Origin of the sequence: Gordonia sp. YY1 (assembly GCF_009872315.1) — a bacterium.
Lineage (GTDB): Bacteria > Actinomycetota > Actinomycetes > Mycobacteriales > Mycobacteriaceae > Gordonia > Gordonia amicalis.
This window is the reverse complement of sequence record NZ_WXYI01000001.1, coordinates 572,667-592,891: the sequence shown is the minus strand read 5'-3', so window position 1 is coordinate 592,891 and position 20,225 is coordinate 572,667. Positions and strand designations below refer to the sequence as shown.

20 protein-coding genes are annotated in these 20,225 nt (G+C 67.0%); 13 read left to right on the top strand and 7 right to left on the bottom strand.

Annotation, left to right across the window (positions count from 1 at the left end):
• Window positions 1–120 precede the first annotated feature (120 nt).
• On the top strand, window positions 121–1,269 hold the full coding sequence (locus BPODLACK_RS02695; protein WP_024499096.1) for a DUF475 domain-containing protein: 1,149 nt from the start codon (window positions 121–123) through the stop codon (window positions 1,267–1,269).
• Window positions 1,270–1,502: 233 nt separating this feature from the next.
• On the opposite strand, the gene BPODLACK_RS02690 is transcribed toward BPODLACK_RS02695, so the two are convergent.
• From BPODLACK_RS02690 to BPODLACK_RS02680, 3 genes are read right to left on the bottom strand one after another with little or no spacing between them, the layout of a single operon-like run.
• A complete protein-coding gene (locus BPODLACK_RS02690; RefSeq protein ID WP_024499095.1) occupies window positions 1,503–2,267 on the bottom strand; it encodes an AIM24 family protein in 765 nt (254 codons plus the stop codon).
• Window positions 2,264–2,986 (bottom strand): AIM24 family protein, encoded by a 723-nt coding sequence (locus tag BPODLACK_RS02685; RefSeq protein WP_159404660.1) that lies wholly within the window; start codon window positions 2,984–2,986, stop codon window positions 2,264–2,266. Before BPODLACK_RS02685 ends, BPODLACK_RS02690 begins: the two co-directional genes overlap by 4 nt.
• A gap of 14 nt (window positions 2,987–3,000) precedes the next feature.
• The gene (locus BPODLACK_RS02680; RefSeq protein ID WP_006438591.1) at window positions 3,001–3,621 is read right to left on the bottom strand and encodes an AIM24 family protein; all 621 of its coding nucleotides are present in this window, start codon (window positions 3,619–3,621) and stop codon (window positions 3,001–3,003) included.
• A gap of 268 nt (window positions 3,622–3,889) precedes the next feature.
• Between BPODLACK_RS02680 and BPODLACK_RS02675 the strand changes: the two genes are divergently transcribed.
• From BPODLACK_RS02675 to BPODLACK_RS02655, 5 genes are read left to right on the top strand one after another with little or no spacing between them, the layout of a single operon-like run.
• Complete coding sequence (locus BPODLACK_RS02675) at window positions 3,890–5,002, top strand: hypothetical protein (RefSeq protein WP_024499093.1); 1,113 nt, start codon at window positions 3,890–3,892, stop codon at window positions 5,000–5,002.
• Window positions 4,999–6,249 carry an HpcH/HpaI aldolase/citrate lyase family protein gene (locus BPODLACK_RS02670; RefSeq protein WP_159404659.1) on the top strand — a complete coding sequence of 417 codons (1,251 nt, stop codon included), beginning with the start codon at window positions 4,999–5,001 and terminating at the stop codon, window positions 6,247–6,249. Before BPODLACK_RS02675 ends, BPODLACK_RS02670 begins: the two co-directional genes overlap by 4 nt.
• Complete coding sequence (locus BPODLACK_RS02665) at window positions 6,246–7,550, top strand: phosphoribosyltransferase family protein (protein ID WP_159404658.1); 1,305 nt, start codon at window positions 6,246–6,248, stop codon at window positions 7,548–7,550. The genes BPODLACK_RS02670 and BPODLACK_RS02665 overlap by 4 nt, the downstream gene beginning before the upstream one ends.
• Entirely contained in the window at window positions 7,547–8,677 is a 1,131-nt protein-coding gene (locus BPODLACK_RS02660; protein ID WP_159404657.1) for a cysteine protease StiP family protein, read from the top strand. The genes BPODLACK_RS02665 and BPODLACK_RS02660 overlap by 4 nt, the downstream gene beginning before the upstream one ends.
• Complete coding sequence (locus BPODLACK_RS02655; protein ID WP_024499089.1) at window positions 8,674–9,546, top strand: hypothetical protein; 873 nt, start codon at window positions 8,674–8,676, stop codon at window positions 9,544–9,546. Before BPODLACK_RS02660 ends, BPODLACK_RS02655 begins: the two co-directional genes overlap by 4 nt.
• Here BPODLACK_RS02655 and BPODLACK_RS02650 read toward each other — a convergent pair.
• Entirely contained in the window at window positions 9,491–10,234 is a 744-nt protein-coding gene (locus BPODLACK_RS02650; RefSeq protein WP_024499088.1) for a response regulator, read from the bottom strand. The two genes, BPODLACK_RS02655 and BPODLACK_RS02650, sit on opposite strands and share 56 nt — an antisense overlap.
• Before the next feature lie 272 nt (window positions 10,235–10,506).
• Here BPODLACK_RS02650 and BPODLACK_RS02645 point away from each other — a divergent pair, with 272 nt between their 5' ends.
• The 5 genes from BPODLACK_RS02645 (at window position 10,507) to BPODLACK_RS02625 (ending at window position 14,900) form a co-directional block, all read left to right on the top strand.
• Complete coding sequence (locus BPODLACK_RS02645; protein ID WP_024499087.1) at window positions 10,507–11,190, top strand: helix-turn-helix transcriptional regulator; 684 nt, start codon at window positions 10,507–10,509, stop codon at window positions 11,188–11,190.
• 65 nt (window positions 11,191–11,255) lie between these two features.
• Window positions 11,256–11,774 (top strand): hypothetical protein, encoded by a 519-nt coding sequence (locus BPODLACK_RS02640; RefSeq protein WP_328720272.1) that lies wholly within the window; start codon window positions 11,256–11,258, stop codon window positions 11,772–11,774.
• Complete coding sequence (locus BPODLACK_RS02635) at window positions 11,771–12,394, top strand: SRPBCC family protein (RefSeq protein WP_159404656.1); 624 nt, start codon at window positions 11,771–11,773, stop codon at window positions 12,392–12,394. The genes BPODLACK_RS02640 and BPODLACK_RS02635 overlap by 4 nt, the downstream gene beginning before the upstream one ends.
• Window positions 12,395–12,450: 56 nt before the next feature.
• Window positions 12,451–13,842: an acyl-CoA synthetase gene (locus tag BPODLACK_RS02630; protein WP_159404655.1), complete on the top strand. Its 1,392-nt coding sequence runs from the start codon at window positions 12,451–12,453 to the stop codon at window positions 13,840–13,842.
• 203 nt (window positions 13,843–14,045) lie between these two features.
• Window positions 14,046–14,900: a type IV toxin-antitoxin system AbiEi family antitoxin domain-containing protein gene (locus BPODLACK_RS02625; protein WP_159404654.1), complete on the top strand. Its 855-nt coding sequence runs from the start codon at window positions 14,046–14,048 to the stop codon at window positions 14,898–14,900.
• A gap of 115 nt (window positions 14,901–15,015) precedes the next feature.
• On the opposite strand, the gene BPODLACK_RS02620 is transcribed toward BPODLACK_RS02625, so the two are convergent.
• Window positions 15,016–16,203: an alpha/beta fold hydrolase gene (locus BPODLACK_RS02620; RefSeq protein ID WP_024499082.1), complete on the bottom strand. Its 1,188-nt coding sequence runs from the start codon at window positions 16,201–16,203 to the stop codon at window positions 15,016–15,018.
• The gene (locus BPODLACK_RS02615) at window positions 16,200–17,309 is read right to left on the bottom strand and encodes a homogentisate 1,2-dioxygenase (RefSeq protein WP_024499081.1); all 1,110 of its coding nucleotides are present in this window, start codon (window positions 17,307–17,309) and stop codon (window positions 16,200–16,202) included. Before BPODLACK_RS02615 ends, BPODLACK_RS02620 begins: the two co-directional genes overlap by 4 nt.
• Window positions 17,310–17,517: 208 nt before the next feature.
• Here BPODLACK_RS02615 and BPODLACK_RS02610 point away from each other — a divergent pair, with 208 nt between their 5' ends.
• Both BPODLACK_RS02610 and BPODLACK_RS02605 read left to right on the top strand, forming a co-directional pair.
• Window positions 17,518–18,132 carry a TetR/AcrR family transcriptional regulator gene (locus BPODLACK_RS02610; protein WP_024499080.1) on the top strand — a complete coding sequence of 205 codons (615 nt, stop codon included), beginning with the start codon at window positions 17,518–17,520 and terminating at the stop codon, window positions 18,130–18,132.
• Between the two features lie 57 nt (window positions 18,133–18,189).
• Complete coding sequence (locus tag BPODLACK_RS02605; protein ID WP_024499079.1) at window positions 18,190–18,774, top strand: GNAT family N-acetyltransferase; 585 nt, start codon at window positions 18,190–18,192, stop codon at window positions 18,772–18,774.
• Between the two features lie 701 nt (window positions 18,775–19,475).
• Here the strand turns inward: BPODLACK_RS02605 and BPODLACK_RS02600 are convergent.
• A complete protein-coding gene (locus tag BPODLACK_RS02600) occupies window positions 19,476–20,225 on the bottom strand; it encodes a DUF429 domain-containing protein (protein WP_035760549.1) in 750 nt (249 codons plus the stop codon).

Genomic DNA, 20,225 nt, shown 5'->3' with positions numbered 1-20,225 from the left:
GCAGCGGATTCCCGTGGATGCCGCACCTCTCCTAGAGTGGGTGCGGCATCCTCGTGTCTCCACCCTCCGACGTCGCCGTCGGCAGCGGTCCCTTGAACACCTCAGAAAGGCCACCAACCAGTGGTAGTAAGAATTTTCGGCCTGTCGGTGGTCGTGACGATCGTGTCACTGATCATCGCCTTCCTCTACGGCGGCGTCGAAGCGCTGATCCTGACGGCCATCCTGGGCGTCTTCGAGATCTCGCTCTCTTTCGACAACGCCGTCATCAACGCCACGATCCTCCGCCGGATGAGCGAGTTCTGGCAGAAGATCTTCCTCACCGTCGGCATCCTGATCGCCGTCTTCGGTATGCGCCTGGTGTTCCCGCTGGTCATCGTGTGGCTCGCATCGGGTCTGAACCCGGTCGAAGCGCTCGACCTCGCACTCAACCCGCCACCGAACGACGCGGCATACTTCGCCAACGGTGACCCGAGCTACGAGACGATCATCACCGACGCCCACCCGCAGATCGCGGCGTTCGGCGGCATGTTCCTGCTGATGCTGTTCCTGGGCTTCGTCTTCGAGCAGAAGGAACTCACCTGGCTGACGTGGATCGAACGGCCGCTCGAGAAGATCGGCAAGCTGGAGATGCTCGAGGTCGTCATCGCGATCACTCTCCTCGTGCTCACCGCCACGTACATCGCCCCGGCAGACGAACGATCGACGGTGATGATCGCCGGCGCACTCGGCATGATCACCTACATCCTGGTCAACGGTCTCGGCGAGTACTTCAACGTCGAGGTCGAGGAAGAAGAGGAAGAGCACGACAAGGCAGCCGGATCGGAGTCGACCGCCGAGAAGTCCAATGGCCGATCGGGTCCCAGCGACCTGGCCAAGGCGACCGGCAAGGCCGGCTTCTTCCTGTTCCTCTACCTCGAGGTGCTCGACGCGTCGTTCTCCTTCGACGGCGTCATCGGCGCGTTCGCCATCACCGCCGACCCGATCATCATCGCCCTGGGCCTCGGCCTCATCGGCGCGATGTTCGTCCGTTCGCTCACCGTGTACCTGGTCCGCAAGGGCACGCTCTCCGAGTACGTCTACCTCGAGCACGGCGCGCACTGGGCCATCGGCGCACTGGCGTTCATCCTGCTGTACTCGATCGGCACCCACGTGCCGGAGATCATCACCGGCCTGATCGGTGTCGCGCTGATCATCGCAGCGCTGGTCTCCAGCATCATTCGCCGAAATCGCCTCGCGGCGAGAGGCGAGGAGGAGAAGGTCGAGGTGTAGCCTCTCCCGCCGCCTGAGGTGCGAGCGAAGCGAGCCTCGAAGGCCGTGGCGACGTCGGCTCACCAGGCCCTTCGAGGCTCGTCGCTATCGCTCCTCGCACCTCAGGGAGCGAGGGGTCGTGTCGCTTCTTTCGAATCAGGCAGCGGTGGCTGGTCGCTCCACACACTCAGTATGCAAACGACTGCGCCGCAGATCCATTCGGATCTGCGGCGCAGTTGTCGTATCCGTCTGTCTCAGCCCTGATGCTGCGTGAGCTGCTGACTGATCTGCTGGTTGATCTGCTGCAGGCCCGGCACCGAGAGGCCGGGAAGCTGGCCCTGGATGGTGCGCAGGACCGACGAATCGTCGCGCACCTTCTCGCTGGACTGCACCAGAACCGTTCCGGCACCGGTGAAGTCGAACTGCCGCTCTTCGCCGGAGTTGATGCCGAACCGCTGTCCGGCGGCCGCGATGAAGCTGTTGACCCACGCCTGGTCGTAGTGGTGGCTCGGTGACGGGCAATCCGACCATCCGACAAGCGCTTCCGGGTCGACGCGCACCGGCGGTTCCACGAACATCACCGGCCCGTTCGACGATGCGAGGAACTTACCGGTGCCGATCAGGGTGAGGAAGCCGGGCACGATCGACTGGTTCAGTGACAGATTCGGCTGGAAGGCCAGCAGATTCGAGGCACGGATCGTGAGATTGCCGTCTTCGAGGTCGTAGGCGTTGATGTCGTACCCGCGGTCGCCGATGATCAGCTTGCCCTGGCCTTCGGCCACCACATAGTCACCGAGGTAGAGCGGCGCCGAGAACTGTTGCGCCACCATCTGCAGCAGCTGGCCCTGCAGGCCCTGCTGGAGGGAGGTGAACTGCATCTGACCGTAGTAGGCGATCATCGCGCCCTTGGACATGAACCAGGGCTGGTTCAGGTCGATGCAGAACGAATAGTTGTTGTCCGGAACGTTGTCGTCCGATGGCAGGTTCATCGGACTCCACACGGTGTTGAGTTGGCTCACAGCTTCTCCTCCGATGCCTGCACGTAGACGATGCCCTGTCCGGAACACTCCAATTGCATTGCCTCGCCACCGGTACGGCCGACGTTGCGCCAGCTGACGGTCGAGCGGAGGTTGGTGTTGACCTGTCCCGTGGAGCCGACGAAGGCCTGCGGGTCGACGGTCACCGGCGGCTTGTTCGGCGTCACCTCGAGTTCGAAGACCCCGCCGTGGCCGAGGATCACCGCGGACCCCGGGCCGGAGAGCTGCGTCGTGAACATGCCCTGACCGGTGACGGCGCCGGCCGCCGCGGATCGCAGGGCACCGAAGAGGCCACCACCTCCTCCCCCGCCTCCGCCACTCCCGCCCTGGGAGGCCACCGAGACCACCGACGCCTGCAGGTTCGCGCCGTAGGCGAGCAGTCGGGAGGCCTCGATGCGGATGGTTCCGCCGACCGCGCCCAGATCGACGACGTGCACCTCGATGCCGAGGAATCCGTAGTGCACCTCGCCCTGCCCCTGCGCGATCATCGTCGACTCGTGCTCGCCGGCGAGCATGCGGCCGGCCATGCCGCCCATCGCACCCAATCCCGGCATGCCGCCGCCCATTCCGGCGCCCGCGATCTGATGCGGCTGGAAGAAGACGTTGCCCTTGTAGAAGATCATCGCGCCCTTGCGGGCGACGACGGGCCCGCTTCGACCGATGTCGACGGAGACGATCTTGCTGTTGACCTTGGTGAACATTCGCTACCCCACCCTCACCGCTCGGCCGGCTGGATCGATACGACGCCGCTGCCGTCCCACCGTAGGGAGAAGGCTTCGCCGCCGCCCTGCCCCATGACGGAGCGCCACGAGACGTCGGTGACGAACGACTGGTTCAATTGCCCACGCGCACAGACGAATGCATCCGGATCGACGACCAGCGGATACTGCGGCGACACCTCCAGATGGATCAGCGGACCACCATTGGACAGCAGAGCTATCTGGCCGTACCCACTGACTGTCGTCGTGAACAGTCCCTGGCCCGACGAGGCGCCGCGCACACCTGCGAACGCCACGTTGGTCTGCAGGTTCCCGTTCAGCACCATGAGCTGCTGGGACTCGACCTGCAGTGTCTCGTTGTTGAGTTCGATGATCGTCGTCTCGGCCGCGTTGTGGGCGAAGTAGACGATGCCGTTTCCCGAGGCCTCCATGAGGGACAGGGCTTCACCGGTAGCCCGCTGTTTGAGGCCGGCCAGGACGCCGTCGCCACCACCGAAGCCGGCCGATTTGAACGCGACCTGGCCCTCATAAGCCACCATCGATCCGCTGATCGCGCGGACCGCGGTGTTGTTCAGCCTGGCCTCGACCACGCGTTTGGAGCGTTGTACCAACTGCATTCGACGTGCCTCTCTCGAGCCGCCGGGAGGTCGCCGCTCGACCGCCCTCGTGTGTTCCCCGACGCCATCTCCGCTTCCCGGCACCGGCCCGCGATCGACATCCGGCGCCGCGAGGCGGCCGATTCGACTCCGTCGCGGGTCGGTCGCTCCGGCCACATACCGAGTTGAAAATAGCCGATAGCATCGTGTGGTGCCCGGAAACTTCGTACGTCGTTGGTTCGGCAACGATTCACGCACGAATTCCGCCTCACCTGCATCATCGGAACAAATGACAGCGGCCTTCCTCGAGTCCGAAACCGTCCTCGCCGAGATCGATCCGGCCGTCGGTGTGGTGGCCGCCACCGACCCGCGTTCACAGCTGCGCGGCGAATGGTCTGCGCTCCGCGAACGGCACGCTCAGGTGACCGCCGACTACCTCCGGTTGGTCTCCCCGCCCGCGGGCACACGCGTGGCCCGCCAGGACCTCGAGCGGACCACCGAGGCGCTTCGCACGGTCACGGCGACGATGCGCGGCTTCGCGGAGGCGAACTCAGGTGCACTGCAGCGAGCCCGGGCCACCATGCAGGCAGCAGAAGCCCAGGACCATGGGGCACGCGTCGCCTCGCACCGGGCGATGACGGCTCTCGAGAACGCCGGTCCCGCGGTCGGCCGGCTGCAGTCGGTCACCAAGGCCACCGACGAACTCGACCGTGCCTTGAGAGTTTTCGAGCAGGCTTCGGGCCTGCGTGAACGCCAGTCAGCCGCTGCGACGATCATCACATCGGCACAGCGGCTGGAGAACCTTCTCCGCGAGGCGCCCGCGTTCGCCGACCGCGCGCGCCAGGTCATCCGATCGGTGGAAACCCGTCGCAGCGCCATCGCCACCCGCAGAGCGCAGGTTCCCGACACCCTGTCTGCCTTGCGCCGCGAATTCAGCGCGGACTGTTCGACCGACCTGCAGCGCACCGAGGTCGTCGTCGACGAGCGTCTGGCCCATGCGGATACGGCGATCTCGGCGGCGCGCACGATGCTGGCCGACGCGCCCGACCAGGCAATCGATCAGGCCGATGCCGCCCGAGACGACCTGTCCGTCGCCGAGGCCGCCGTGGACGCCGTCCTGGATCGGCTGCGTCTGCTGCGCGAAGTGCGTGCCGATCCGCAGGGAGCCGAGCGGCGCGTCCGATTCCGACTCCGCGACGCTCAGCTCTTCGCGGTGAATCACTCTCTGGTTGACGAATGGGGCTCGGTACTCGATGCTCAGGCCGACCGGATCGAGCGTGCGAGGGGGGAGCTCGATCGCGTCCACCCTGACTATTGGGGATATCTGACCCAGTTGCGGGCTGTGGACGACCGGATCAGCGAGATAGTTTCCCGGATGAGAGGACAGGTGGCCGCGCGATGACCACCACGGCACGCCACGACGACACCGGGCTCGAGCCCGGAACGATCCGGCACTTCGATCATCTGGGCTTCGCGCTGCGCGAACAGCTCTTCTTCCGGCAACCGGAGCCGATCGATGACACCTGGCCCGCACAGCGACTGGCGATCGCTCTCGGCGCCACGCTCTACGTGCCCGCCACCCGCCCGGATCTCGCCGACGTGATCCGCAAGCGGCGGGCGGAGGGCGTGATCTCGATGGTCATCGACCTCGAGGACGCGATCGCCGACCACGAAGAAGACGACGCCATCGAGCACACGGTCGCCGCTCTCCGCGACATCGCCGAAAAGCCCGGCGATCCGATGCTCCTGTTCGTCCGTCCGCGGTCGGCCGACCGCATCCCGCGGATCGCTGCCGCGCTCGACACTCCGTCGGCCCCGAACACTCCTCCGGCGCTGACCGGCTTCGTGATCCCGAAGTTCAACTCGGCCAACGCCGATGAGGCGCTGGGTGAGGTTGCCCGGGCGAGCGAACTCCTGGGCCGGCACCTGTGGGTGATGCCTGTCCTCGAGTCCGCGGCGGTCGTGCACCGCGAGACGCGCGACGACGAGTTGACCGCCCTGACCGCCAACCTGAGCGAACACCGCGCCAACGTGCTCGCCGTCCGCATCGGTGCCACCGACATCTGCGGCTATTTCGGCATCCGGCGCGACCGTGACCTCACGATCTACGACGTCCGGGTCGCCGCCGACGTGATCGCCGGCATCGTCAACCACCTCGGCCGCAGCGACGAATCCGGTTTCATCGTGACCGGACCGGTGTGGGAGTACTTCGCCGACCACGAACGCATGTTCCAGCCGACGTTGCGCCACACACCTTTTCGCGAGAGTGACGCGGTGTACTTCCGGCAACAACTGGTCAGTCGGGACATGGACGGACTGCTGCGCGAGATCACGCTCGACCGCGCCAACGGGCTCCACGGCAAGACGGTGATCCATCCCGCCCACGTCGCCGCCGTGCACGCCCTGTCCGCGGTGACCCACGAGGAGTACCACGACGCCCTCGACATCCTCGCCGGTGATACCGGCGGTGTGCGGGCGTCCTCCTATCGGAACAAGATGAACGAACTGAAGCCCCACCGGAATTGGGCTCTGCGCGTGATCGACCGGGCGGCCGCGTTCGGCGTGACCCGTCAGGGTGTGAGCTTCGTCGATCTACTCACCGCGCTCGCCGACCCGGGACCGGCCGGCCGACGAACGGCGACGCAGTGAGCAGCCACCGGATCGACCGTGAACCCGATTGGGTCACCACCCGTTTCGGCGTCCAGGTGGCGGCCGACGGCACCGGGTGTGCGGGACACGAACTGCGCGACCTGGTCGTCCTCGGTCTGCGCCACAACCGCAGGCGCGCACATCTGCTGGTCTCGACCGTGCTCGGCAAGCACATCCCCACACCCCCCAGTGTCGTGCGCGGCGCGGCCGACGCCCTCGGTGCGGCGATCACCGGCCAGATCGGCGCCGATGCCGCACGGGATTCCGTGGTCTTCGGCTTCGCCGAGACCGCCACGGGACTGGGACACTGTGTCGCCCAGCGGATCTCCGCCTCTCGCTACCTACATTCGACGCGCCGGCATCTTGCCGGTGTGGTCGTGTCGGGGACCTTCGAGGAAGGGCATTCGCACGCCACCACCCACCTGCTGCAGCCGAGCGATCCGGCATTTCTCGACGCTGCGACGCCCGAGGAGACACTCATCCTCGTCGACGACGAGATCTCCACCGGCACCACGGCCCTGGGCGCGATCGAGACGATCGTCGCAACCCGTCCACGCACGCGGTTCGTCGTGGCCTCGCTCGTGGACATGCGCACACCCGATCAGCGCGCCGAATGCGCCAAGGCCGCTGCAGATCTCGGTGTGGAGGTCTCCTACGTCGCCCTGGCGCACGGCTCGGTCACGTTACCGCCCACGCTGCTCGACGACGTGTGGGAGCTGACGTCGGACGATCTGAATCCCGTGGCACCGGAACGCGCCGACGCCGCCACGCTCACGCTCGAATGGCCGGCGGGAACACCGGACGGTGGCCGTCACGGTTTCGAGCGATCGGATTCGGACCCGTTCCATCAGGCGACCGAGGCGGCCGCGGAGAGGATCGCACACCACCTCGACCCACAACGGCCCGTCGTCGTGATCGGTCATGAGGAGCTGATGTACGCACCGCTGTGCATCGCCGAGTGCCTCGAGCTGCGCGGCTTCGTGACCGGCTATCAGACCACCACGCGGTCGCCCGCACAGGTCCATGACGTGTCCGGTTACCCGCTGCGTCGCGGATTCCGTTTCGTCGCACCAGAATCCGATCCGGACACGCCGCGCTACGTCTACAACGTCTCGTCGAACGCATTTGCCGATCCCCAGGTCGTGGTCGTGGTCGACACCCCGGCCGACACTCCCGAGCTCCGCGCCCCGGGTGGCCTGCTCGACGTCCTCACCGCCGCCGGCCATCCGGTGACGCTGGCGGTGCTCCCGGCGACCGGGCAGGCACAGCTCGGGGCATCCCGGGAGGAGGCGCGCCGATGACCGAACCTGTGACGTCGACTCCCCCCTTGCGCGGTCCGCACTTCGGTTCCTACGCGCCGGACGAGGTGACGTGGTTGCTCAAGGATCTCTCCGATGTCGCGCTCGAAGGTGACCTGCACGAGCGGGAGCGTCGTATCCAGTCGGGTAAGGCGCATTACGCCGAGTCCCTGCCGATCGAGTACCAGCCCGGTCGCGAGTACCAGGATCTCTTCCGGTCGACCTTGCGGTCATCGGCGCAACGACTCGCCGAAGCTGTCGGTGTGGTTGCCGAACTGATTCTCGCCGAACGCCATTCGTCTCCGACGCTGGTGTCGCTCGCGCGCGCCGGCACGCCCGTCGGCATCCTGATCCGCCGATGGATGCAGACGGTCCACGGGATCGAGCCGCAGCACTACACCATCTCGATCGTGCGCGACCGCGGGATCGACACGGTCGCACTGGATCACATCGCGCGGCGCCACCCCGCCGAGTCGGTCGTCTTCGTCGACGGGTGGACCGGGAAGGGCGCGATCCAGCGCGAACTCACCGCGGCCCTGTCCGAATACGCGCAGCTTCCCGGCCGTCCGCACCTGCACGACGAGCTGGCCGTGCTCGCCGACCCCGGCTCCTGCACCACGCTGTACGGCACCCGGGATGATTTCCTCATCGCCTCGGCATGTCTGAATTCGACCGTGTCGGGTCTCGTGTCGCGCACGGTCCTCAACGCCGACCACATCGGTCCGGGAGAGTTCCACGGCGCCAAGTTCTACCGGAATCTGGCGGAGTTCGACGTCTCCGGCGAACTGCTCGACGCGGTGAGCGCCGAGTTCCCCGCTGTCACCGAACGGGTCGGCGCCACCCTGGCCGCCATGACACCGCAGGAGCGGACACCGACGTGGTCGGGCTGGCGCTCCGTCGAACGGATCCAGCTCGACTACGGACTGTCGTCGATCAACCTGGTCAAGCCCGGCGTCGGTGAGACGACACGCGTGCTGCTGCGGCGGGTGCCGTGGCGCGTCCTGGTCCGCGACGACGACCTGCCCGAACACCGCCACATCCGGCTACTGGCCGCCGAACGCGGAGTGCCGGTGGAGGTCTCATCCGATCTCGCCTACTCGTGTGTCGGGCTGATCAAGGAGGACGCGTGAACGTGCTGGTCGCCACCGACCTCGACCGGACGATGATCTATTCGCAGGCCGCCATGGGCGAGGCACAGTTCGCCACCGTCGACGCCGTCTGCGTCGAGATCTACCGCGACGCCCCCCTGTCGTACATGACGACCACCGCCGTCGAACTTCTCGCGCGCCTCGCCGCCGAGGTACCGGTGATCCCGACCACGACTCGGACGCCGGCCCAGTACGAGCGAATCGCACTGCCCGGCAATCCGTTCCGATACGCCGTGGCGAGCAATGGTGGGCGCATCCTGGTCGACGGAGCCGACGACCCGGACTGGCGCCGTGCGGTCGAACGTGCGGTGTCCGAATCCGGCGCGGGGCTCGACGAGGTGCTCACCGAACTCCGCAGCCGCATCGACGAGTCCTGGGTGCGGTCGCTGCGGATCGCCGACGACCTGTTCTGCTACCTCGTCGTCGACCCGGCGGGCCAGCCAGATGAGTTCTTGCCGGCCTGGCAGGACTGGTGCGCGGCGCGCGGGTGGACCGCCTCGCAGCAGGGCCGCAAGATCTACGCGACTCCCGGGTCGGTCACCAAGTCCGCGGCGATCGCCGAAGTCCGTCGCCGGCTCGTCGACGACGGGACGATCACGACCGACGCCGAGCTGTGCGCCGCCGGCGACGGATGGCTGGACACCGATCTCCTGTCGGCCGCCGACCACGCGATCCGACCCCGCCACGGCGAACTCGAGTTGCTCGGCTGGTCGGCACCGGGGCTCACCGTCACCACGGGGACGGGAGCCCTCGCCGGCGTCGAGATCCTCGAATGGTTCCTCGACCGGTGTTCGGTCAGGACGGCATCGGACCCAGGACGTCCGAATGCCCGTGCCGTCGGCACCAGCTGATCAGATATCGCGCATGAAGGCCGCACCAGCGGTACACCGCGGCTTGCGTCAGGGGAGACGATACCGGCTGCTCACCCCGCTCCTCGATGATCGGGCCGAGGTAGTGGCTCGTCACCTTGTTCGCGGTGTTGGGTGAGACCTTGGCCGCGCGTGCCAGGCTCGCGCCATCGGACGCGTTACCCGAGGCGATCGCGCCTGCCAGCCGGCCCGCGGTGTGACCGCGCTGCCCGGCGAACAACTCATACAGCGGGGTTCGACGCGGAGGTCCCGGCTGCTCGGCCACTCCCTGACCCACCGCGACCGCGCGCACAGCGCTCATCAGCGTCGCGAAACCCTCGGACTTCTCGATGACAGCGGCAACCTCGTTCCGCAACCGGGCCTCGTCGACGTGGTCGTCTTCGAGTCCGTGCCCATGGGTCGCGAGGATGACCGGTGCCTGCCGCGCGTGTTTGTCCAGGGCATCGATGGCGTCGAGACCGTCGAAACGCCATTCCAGATCCGGACGGTTCCAGATGAGATCGGCGACCACGACGTCGAAGCGGACATGGCCGGCAACAGAGCGGGTGAACTCGTCCTCGGTGGTGGCCACGGTGACGACAGCCTGCTCGAGGAAACTCTGCAGAGGCCCGGCCACCACGTGACCGAGCGGTGACGCGACCAGCACACGCAAACGGTTCGGCACGTGCATAATTTTGCCCGATACCTGTGACGCATGCGCGATCACGCATTAATTGGACTCATTCGAGCGCATTATGGCCCGAATCGTTGTCAATCAGGCCACCCAGGCAGTGACTTACCGGTGCAAGTTCGTGACTCTAGAAAAGTAGACGTTGAGAGCAGTTCATCTCTTCGCCCAACCGATCGCAAGCAAGGTCGATCACGGCTTCCGGGGACGCCGGTCCGTCGACCTCGGCGATGTCGGGAGCCGGTAGTGATTCTGTCGACAGAAGGACGGTACCGATGTCAGCCACTCTGGACGAGCTCCGCCGCCCGCAGGAAGCCACCCCCCAGCCCAACGTGTCCCGGATGGCCTCCGTCGGCCGAACCGTTTCGCAGGCCACCGCCCCTCATCCTCACCCTCACCACAGACGCCTCGCCGTTGTCATCGCCGAAGGCGATCTGTTCGACGCCGCACTCGTGGCCCTCGTCGAAGGCGCCGGCTACGGCGCAACACTCGTCGAGCCCGCGCAGATCCGCGCCCTCCGCAACCCAGCCGTCCTCCTCGTGCGTTCGACCGGGATGCTGGCGCTGGTCCGGCGGGCGCCGATGCTGCGCAACGTGCGCGTCGTCTTCCTCGGGGACGGGGTCGCGGGCCGCGACCACATCCGCATCGCGCCCCGCTCACCCGGTGCCGAGTCCGCACTCCGCCAGGCGCTCACCGCGACCATGGGCCCACCCGGACCGTCTACTCCGCCGGCAGCCCAGAACCGGGTGCGCGTGACCGAACGGGAACGCGAGATCCTGCAGACCTACACCCTCGGTTCCACTCTCCGCGAGACATCACAGACGCACCAGATCGCCGAGAGCACGGTGCGTGAGCACTACCGTCGCGTCGTGCGTCGTTATGAAGAGGCCGGGCGTCCCATCGGTAACAAGGCCCAGCTGCTCCTCGAGTTCATGGCCGACGGCTGGGTCCGACCCTGATCGGCACCGTCGAAGGTGACCTAGTGCCCACGACGGGAACGCGGTCAGCGGCGCAGACTGGGGTCATGAGGTCTATGCGGGGCCTCCGACGCCCGTTCACCGTCGCGGCCGGATATCGACGTACCTGGGCCGCCGGGATTCTTGCGCTCATCGAGATCCTCGTCGCATATCAAGCCGTCGACGGTGGACTCGCACTCGCCGACGACCGGTGGCAGCTGCCCCGGGAGTGGTTGCACAACACGCCTTTCGACACCTGGACCGGCCCGGGGTTGGTGCTCGTCGCGGCGATCGGCGTGCCCCATGCCCTTGCCGCGATCGCGATCGTCTTCCTGCCCGTCGATCCCCGACTCGGGATACTCGGTGGCGTGCTGGCCGGCGTATCGCTGGTCACCTGGATCGTCGTCCAGATCGCGGTGCTGCAGATCTTCTTCTTCCTGCAACCGGTGATCGCGGTCATCGGGGTGATCGAGCTCGGCCTGGCTGTTGTCTGGGGTCGCACGCTCGCCCACCGCGGTAGACCGGCACCCGCAGACTCATATCCCACTCGTCCGCTGTCCGCCGCTGCCGAGCGCGGGGCGAAATGACGACACGTCCGTTCCTCGTCGGCATCGGGCTCGCCGCGGCCATGGGCGCGGCGACCATCACCTACTGCACGCGGATCCGACCATGGGTGATGACCTGGGGCGCGACCGACGACGAAGTGGCAGCAGAACTCCCGGGCGACGAGTTGCTGCCGGCCGCCGACGGCGTGGCCACCCGCGCGATCACCATCGACGCACCGCCGGAGGCGATCTACCCATGGCTCGCTCAGATGGGTCCCTCGCCTCGCGGTGGCGCCTACACGTACGACTGGATCGAGAATCTGCTGGGACTCGACATGCACAGCACCGATCAGGTGCTCGAGGAGTTCCAGCACCCCGCGGTGGGCGACACGATCGGCGTCGGGCCCGAGGCATCCCGCGTCGAGATCGCCGATCCCGGCCGGGCGTTCGTCACCCGTACTGCCGACGGCGACTGGGTGTGGTCGTTCACGCTGGTCCCCGCCGGGGAGTCGACGCGGCTGATCAGCCGGAACCGTTTCCGGCTGCCCGGTGTGGGCAAGAAGCTGGCGATGATCCCGATGGAACCCGGGTCGCTGATCATGGAGCGCAAGATGCTCCGCGGGATCAAGGAGCGGGCCGAGGCTCTCGCGCACGCCGGGTGACCTCGCAGGTCGCGGGGGTCCACGGGACGGCATGATCGTCGTGGCACAGTGGGAGGGTGCTGCTGCCGACGTTGACCCCCACTGCCCCGGACGATCCCGACGTGATCCGGATCGGCGAGGATCGGCTCTCACGTGAGGATCTCGTCGGAGCGGCCACTGCCGTGGCGGAGCGGATCGCCGGCGCACGCACCGTCGCGGTGCTGGCGCAGCCGACGGTCGAAACCGTCCTCGCATTGGTCGGCGGCCTGATCGCCGGAGTGCCGGTGGTTCCGGTACCGCCCGACTCGGGTCCGCGCGAGTTCGCGCACATCCTGGCCGATTCGGGCGCCCAGGCCTGGCTGGGGCAGGCACCCGCCGACACGGCGTTGCCCGTGGTCCCGGTCCGGCGCTACGCGAAGTCGTGGCACCGTCATCCCGAACCGCACGCCGATTCGACGGCGCTGATCCTCTACACCTCCGGCACCACCGGGCTACCCAAGGGCGTACCGATCACCCGGCAGGCGATCGCCGAGGGACTCGACGCACTCGCCGACGCCTGGCTGTGGACCGCCGATGACACTCTCGCCCACGGTCTTCCGCTTTTCCACGTGCACGGACTGATCCTCGGTGTCCTCGGGCCGCTTCGTCGAGGTGGCCGTCTGATCCACACCGAGAAGCCGACGGCCGCGGGTTACGCGCAGGCCGCCGAAGCCGGCGCGAACATGTTCTTCGGGGTCCCGACCGTGTGGAGTCGCGTCGGTGCGGAGCCCGAGGCGGCCCGTACCCTCTCCGGTGCACGTATTCTCGTGTCGGGCAGTGCACCGCTACCTGTTCCCGTCTTCGACCGGGTCCGCGAGCTCACCGGCCACGAGATCGTCGAACGCTACGGCATGACCGAGACCATGATCACCCTCAGCACCCGAGTCGACGGCGAACGTCGCCCGGGCTGGGTGGGGCTGCCCCTGGCCGGGGTCGAGACCCGTCTCCGGGAGGGCGACGCCGAGGTGGCCCATGACGGCGAATCGGTCGGCGATCTCCACGTACGCGGACCGATGATGTCGTCGGGCTACCTCAACCGCCCCGAGGCGACGGCCGAATCGTGGCTCGAGGACGGGTTCTTCGCCACCGGGGATGTCGCCGTCATCGATCCGGACGGCATGCATCGCATCGTCGGCCGCCGGGCCACCGACCTCATCAAGTCCGGCGGCTTCCGCATCGGCGCCGGCGAGATCGAAACCGTCCTGCTGGCTCATCCGGCCGTGCGCGAAGTCGCGGTGATCGGCGTACCCGACGACTATCTGGGCCAGCGCATCGTCGCGTATGTGGTGGCCGACGAGGTCGCCGACACCGAACTCATCGAGTTCGTCGCCGGTGAGCTCTCCAATCACAAACGGCCGCGCGAGGTCCGCTTCGTCGACTCCCTACCCCGCAACGCGATGGGCAAGGTGCAGAAGAAGCTGCTCGGCTGAGCCTGATCGCTGGCCCCGAAATCCGCCCCGGAAAAGCGCCCCTGGGATCTGCCCCCGAAAAGCGCCCTCAGCAGGGAGTTCGGCGACATATCGTCGTCGTGCGGCCTCTGGAGGGTTGATTTCAGGGGCGGTTCTCGACGCAGTTATCCACAAGACCTGTCTGCGGCGGCCCGACCACGCCAGGTCACCCGACACTGTCCCTCATGGACTACGAGCAACTCGTCGCGCGCTTCGGAGGTGTCTTCTCGACGAATCAGCTGCTGGGAACCGGAGAGACCGCCGAGCAGATCCGACGCGCCGTCGAATGCGGTGCGATCCAGCGGGTCCGGCACGGGTGGTATCAGGTACCCGACGCCGACCCCGAAATCGTTGCCGCAGTCGCCGACAACACCGTGGTGTCGTGCGCGAGCGCGCTTCGACGTCACGGGCTGTGGATCCCCGAGCATCCGATCGCATCGCACACCCGCGTGACGCGGTACGAGCGTCGCCGAGCCCCCGACCGTTGCCGACGCCACGGCCGCCCGACACCGGCTGGTGCCGCCGTCGACGACGTGGCAACCGCTCTGCAGTACGCCGCGCGCTGCTTCGACGAGGAGGGCTTCATCATTCTGTGCGACTCCGCACTTCACCACGGCAAGCTGAGTGTCGACGACCTCCGCGCCGAATTCCGGCTCGCGCCGTTCTACCTCCGGAAGGCCGTCGAGAAGTGCAATCGACTCGCCGCGTCCGGAACGGAAACCGCCGCTCGTCTGCGGCTGATCAGCGCCGGCCTCGAGGTCAAGGTGCAGCATGAGGTGCCCACAGTCGGCTGGATCGATCTCCTCGTCGGCAACCGGCTGGCCATCGAACTCGACAGCCGGACGCACCACACCGGTGAAGAGGACTACGAACGCGACCGGATCAGGTCCCGCAAGCTCATCCCGCTGGGCTACCTACCGATGCGGCTCACCTACGCGCAGGTGTTCGGTGACTGGGAGACCACCTACGCCGACATCGTGGCCACGGTCCGGAAGGGCTATCACCGCAGCCGGGCCGCCGAATACGAGAACCGCCCCTGAGACCCGCCCTCCAGAGGAGGCCCGACGACACTGTGTCGCCGACGCCGCTCCCGAGGGCGCATTTCGAGGGCCGGTATCAGGGGCGCTTTTCGGGGGCGGTTTTAGTGCCCGGCGCTCAGTTGGCCCAGCCCCGCTCACCCATCCAACCCGTGATGATACCGACCGCCTCTTTGAGGTGCGGGATCTGATCGCGGCCCGAATAGTAGTGTGTCGCACCGGTTATCGTGTGCAGAGTCTTGTCGGGGTGGCCGACGGCGTCGAAAAGCCGGTGGGTGTGGCTGGGTGTGCACGCGTTGTCGGCCGAGTTACCGATGACCAGCGTCGGGACCTCGAGATCCGCGGCACAGCGCGGACCGTCGCCGTGTGCGTCGTCATAACTCCACTGCGACAACCAACTTCGCAGCGTCGTGAACCGTGCCAGGCCGACCGGTCCCATGTTCACGATGCGTGGATCCCCCAGGTAGCAGCCGAGTTCACGGTCGCTCGGGTCGACGGACAGGTCGAGCCACCGCGGGTCGGCCATGGTGCCGTGGACGATGAACCCGCGTTCCATCAACGGCTCACCGCGGCCGCGGAGGTCGGCGAGTTGCTCCTTGACCCACGCGGTGATCCGGCGGTTGCGATCGATCTGCGCGGCCCGGTACCGCTCCAGGAACTCCGCGGTGTAGGGCGGCTGGTTCGGGTTCGCCGGGTTGTAGAGATCCAGCTCGGGATCACGCTTCTCCGGATCGTTTTCGTCGAGGATCGACGGATCCATCCACTCCGTCAGCGTTCCGTGGCGGGACACGTGTGCGGCCAGGAGCATCATGCCGTCGGCCGCAGGCAGATCGAGCCGGGTGAGATCCGGCGGCTCTCCGGCGGGAGTCTCCGTGACCGTCGCATGCTGGGCCTGCTGCTGGTAGTACAGCGACAGCGCACCTCCACCACTCCAACCGGCCAGGATCACCTTCTCGTAGCCGAGCCGTTCCTTGGCGTCCTTCACGCAGGCCCCGAGGTCCTGGACGACCTTCTCCATGATCAGGGCGCTGTCGACGCCGCGATACCGGCTGTTGCAGTAGATGACGTGATGACCCGCGCGGGCCAGCGCATTGGTCATCGGCAGATAGGCGCCGCCACCGATCGGGTGCATGAAGACGATGACGTTCTTCGACGGCACGCCCACCGGTTTCAGGAGGTAGCTCTCCAGGACGACGCTCTCGGTGACGCCGCCGTAGGTGTCCTGGTAGGCCGACGTGTCGTCGAAGACGACGAGGTAGGGAATGCGCTCGTACTCGTGGCGCGGCAACGTGTTCGCCGAACTCATACCTGTGCCTCCTCCTGGACCTCGGCCGATGCCGACCCGGTCATGACCGGGGTCGCGATGAGACGACGACGCGTGTCGATCGCGATGACCTTCCACTCGACACGGTCGAACTCGTCGAACTTCCGGCGCGACCGTTCGCGGGCCTTCTCCGGGATGCCGTGGTGAATACCCTGCGGCGCATGCGAGATCAGGCCGGGAGGCATGCCGATGCCGAACATGCTGCCGCCGTGGAAGAACGCGATCTCGTCAAAGTCGGTGTTGCGGTGGAACCAGGGCAGCCGTTCGGCGCCCTTGCGGGCCTCGGCGGGACGCGGCAGGAAGTTCATCACGTACACGCCCGTAGCCTGCATGAACAGATGCACGGTCGGCGGGAGGTGCACCGACTCCGAGGTGATGACGTCGTAGTCCTCGAGGTTGAAGGTGAACGGGAACAGATCGCCGCGCCACCCCTCGACGTCGAGCGGATGGAACGGATAGAACAGCGTCGTCTGCCCCTCGCGCTGGCGGAACCGAACCTCGTACTCCTCGCGCCCGTCGCCCTCGAAGACCTCGGCCTCGGGGACGGCGACCAGCGACGAATCGAAGGGGAAAAACCGTCCGAGCACGCCCGGCTCCGGGACCCGGTATTCGTCGACAGCCTCGATGATGAGCAGCAGCGACTGGTCGTCGGGGATTTGCCGGTACGTGCATCCCTTGGGGATGTAGACGTAGTCGCCCGGCCGGTAGGACAGCCGGCCGAACTCCGTCTCGAAGTGGCCGGTGCCCTCGTGGACGAAGATCAGTTCGTCGCCGTCGACCGGGCGGAACCAGAATGGCGCGGCCTGGCTGCGGCGGCTGAGCGAGATCCGGCAGTCGTCGTTGTAGAACATCAGCAGCGGCTCACCCGACGGGTCGATCTGATCGGTCGGGGTGAGTTCGGTGACGAAGCGGTCGACGCCGGTGTGGGTACCGACCGCGCGGAACTGCGTCGGATCGTTGCGCCGGTAGAGATGCGCCGTCCGGCCGGTGAATCCGTAGCGGCCGAGCTCGTCGTCTTTGAGGTCCTCGAGGTCACGGTGGACCTGTCGCGGCGTGCGACCCTTCCGGTGCTGGATGAACGATTCCACTGGCTGACTCCTGGTGTGAGCGATCGAGAGCGGACAGACGGGGCGCGGCCTGGCCGGGGAGCAACTCCCGGTGGTTCCCGCGCAGACTTTTCTGATGCTAGATTCAGGTTCAGAATATGACAAGGACCACATCGTTCATCCCGACCTTGCCCGACCGGAGCGAAATACATGCTTCGATGAACGAATCAGTCCTCGGAAGGAGTGTTCGGTGCCGCCGACGAACAAGGGACGCCAGACCGAGGCCGCGTTTCTCGACGCAGCGCGTCGTTGTTTCGCCGACAAGGGCTACCTGAACACCAAGATCTCCGACATCGCGGCCGCCGCGGGCCGCTCCACCGGCTCGTTCTACAACTATTACGACAACAAGGATCAGCTCCTCGAGGCGCTGCTGGACCAGTTCAGCAGCGAAGTCGTCGAGGGTTCTCTCGCCACGAGACACTCGGATCCCGAAGCGGGGGTGCGTGCGGCCGTCACCGCCTACTGGACGACATACAAGAAGTACCTGCCCGAGATCATCGGACTGTTCCAGATGTCCATGCTCGACGACGAGTTCCGGGATCGCTGGCACGCCAACCGTGCGTCGGGCATCAAGCAGGTGCTGGCGGGACTGCACAGCGCGGAACGGGCCGGGTACCACATCGGCCTGCCCCTCGAACCGCTCGCGTCGGCGCTCGTGAACACGCTCGAATCCTCGTGCTGGTCTTGGCTCGCCGTCCGCGGAGGTGTGGTCGGGTCCATCCCCGACGACGACACGGCCATCGACATCCTCACCACCATCTGGTACCGGACGGTGTACCGGTCGGTTCCACACATCCAGCGCTGAATCCGTACAGGATCTGGCTCTTGCGGCACATCGTCGCCGGTTGTGATGCTGGGACGCATGACGATCGACGTCCGGCCCGCAACGACCTTCGCCGACATCGCGACGATGGTCGGGCCCAAGAAACCGACCTCCAACGTGTGCTGGTGCCTGAGTTACCGCATCCCCAGCACGGAGAATCGGGCCCTGCTCCGCGAACAGCGCGGTGAGTTCGTGAAGGAGTTGTGCGACAGCGGGATTCCACTCGGAGTCCTGGCGTACGAGACGATCGACGACACCGAAGAAGTGGTGGGTTGGGCGGCGGTCTCACCGCGTGCCGACACGACCTTCGCCCGCAACCGTAAGATCCCGCACGTCGACGACCTCCCCGTGTGGTCCGCGTGGTGCCTCCGCGTCCGACCCGGCCACCGCAAGAAGGGGATCTCGCGCGCGCTCCTCCAGGGCGCTGTCGAGTTCGCCCGGTCGAACGGGGCGCCGGCCATCGAGGGGTACCCGCTCGACAATCGCGGTAAGAAGGTGGATCTCACGATGGCTTACGTCGGCACCCGCGGGTTGTTCGAGAAAGCCGGGTTCGAGTGGGCGGCCGACACCACCTCTGTGCTGGACGGGTTTCCGCGGGTGGTGATGCGGAAGTCGTTGCGGTGAGGGTGGTTTCGATACTGGTGGTTGAGCCGGTAGCGAGCGCAGCGAGCCACCGCGTCGAAACCTCGCGTCCCTGCAGGTTGAGCCGGTAGCGAGCGCAGCGAGCCACCGCGTCGAAACCTCGCGGTCTTGCTGGTTGAGCCGGTAGCGAGCGCAGCGAGCCACCGCGTCGAAACCTCGCGGTCTTGCTGGTTGAGCCGGTAGCGAGCGCAGCGAGCCACCGCGTCGAAACCTCGCGGTCCTGCTGGTTGAGCTGGCCGGGTGGGGTGTGGCGGGCGGGTTTCGACGCGACGCCTCGCTGCGCTCGGTGTCGGCTCAACCGGCGTGGAGTTGCTTGGTGAGGTGTCGTGGCGGGCGGGTTTCGACGCGACTCCTCGCTGCGCTCGGTGTCGGCTCAACCGGCGTGGAGTTGCCTGGTGAAGTGTCGTGGCGGGCGGGGTTTCGACGCGACGCCTCGCTGCGCTCGGTGTCGGCTCAACCGGCGTGGAGTTGCCTGGTGAAGTGTGGTGGCGGGCGGGGTATCGACGCGACGCCTCGCTTCGCTCGGTGTCGGCTCAACCGGCGTGGAGTTGCTTGGTGAGGTGTGGTGGCGGATGGGTTTCGACGCGACGCCTCGCTGCGCTCGGTGTCGGCTCAACCGGCGGGGCACGGCTCGTCGCCTACTCAACCAGCGGGGCACGGCTCGTCGCAGGCTCCTCGCCTACTCAACCAGCGGGGATGAGTCCGCCCAGATCGCCGTTCGGGACATGAATCCAGCCCTCCCGCGACGCAACCGCACGGTCTTCCGCTGATGGCAGCGATGTCCGCCCCAACGCTGCGGCGCGGGCGATCAGCGCGGTGATGACGGCGTCGAAGGCGTCGTCGTCACGAACCATGAGGTCTGTGTGAGCGCCCGGTTCCAGCCACGGCGCCGCCGTCCGTAGCGCATCGACGAGCTCGGTCAACACGGTCCGGTTGGCGGCGCGTTTGTAACCCCGTGAGATGAGTCCCCAGCGTTTGAGTGCTCCGGCCGGGTAGGCCTCGACCGCCCAGCCGTCGACGCGGTCCCGGACACCGAGATCGGCGAGGAGGCCCGCACAGCGGAAGGCGACATGGGCGATCTGGTCGGCGGACACGCTGAGGGGTCGACCCAGCCCCGACTCGGCGATCCAGAGGTCGGTACGACGCAGCGCCAGCGGACGTCGATTCGCGATATCGTCGAGCCGACGGCCCGGTTTCGACTCTTGGTGATGATGTGCGACAACGAATTCCACGAAGTCATCCGGCCAGCCGAAGGGTGAATCGATTCCGATGCGGGTCGCACCGTCGACGAGGCGTCGGATCTCGGCGTCGTCGGCTCCGACGACCAGCTCGGTCAGTTCGGCCCGGTCGTCGAACCAGTCGAGGACCGCGACCGCGGTCTTGGCCGGCGATGCGGACAGGTCGACACCGACCGTCCGCATCGCCGGGGGCAT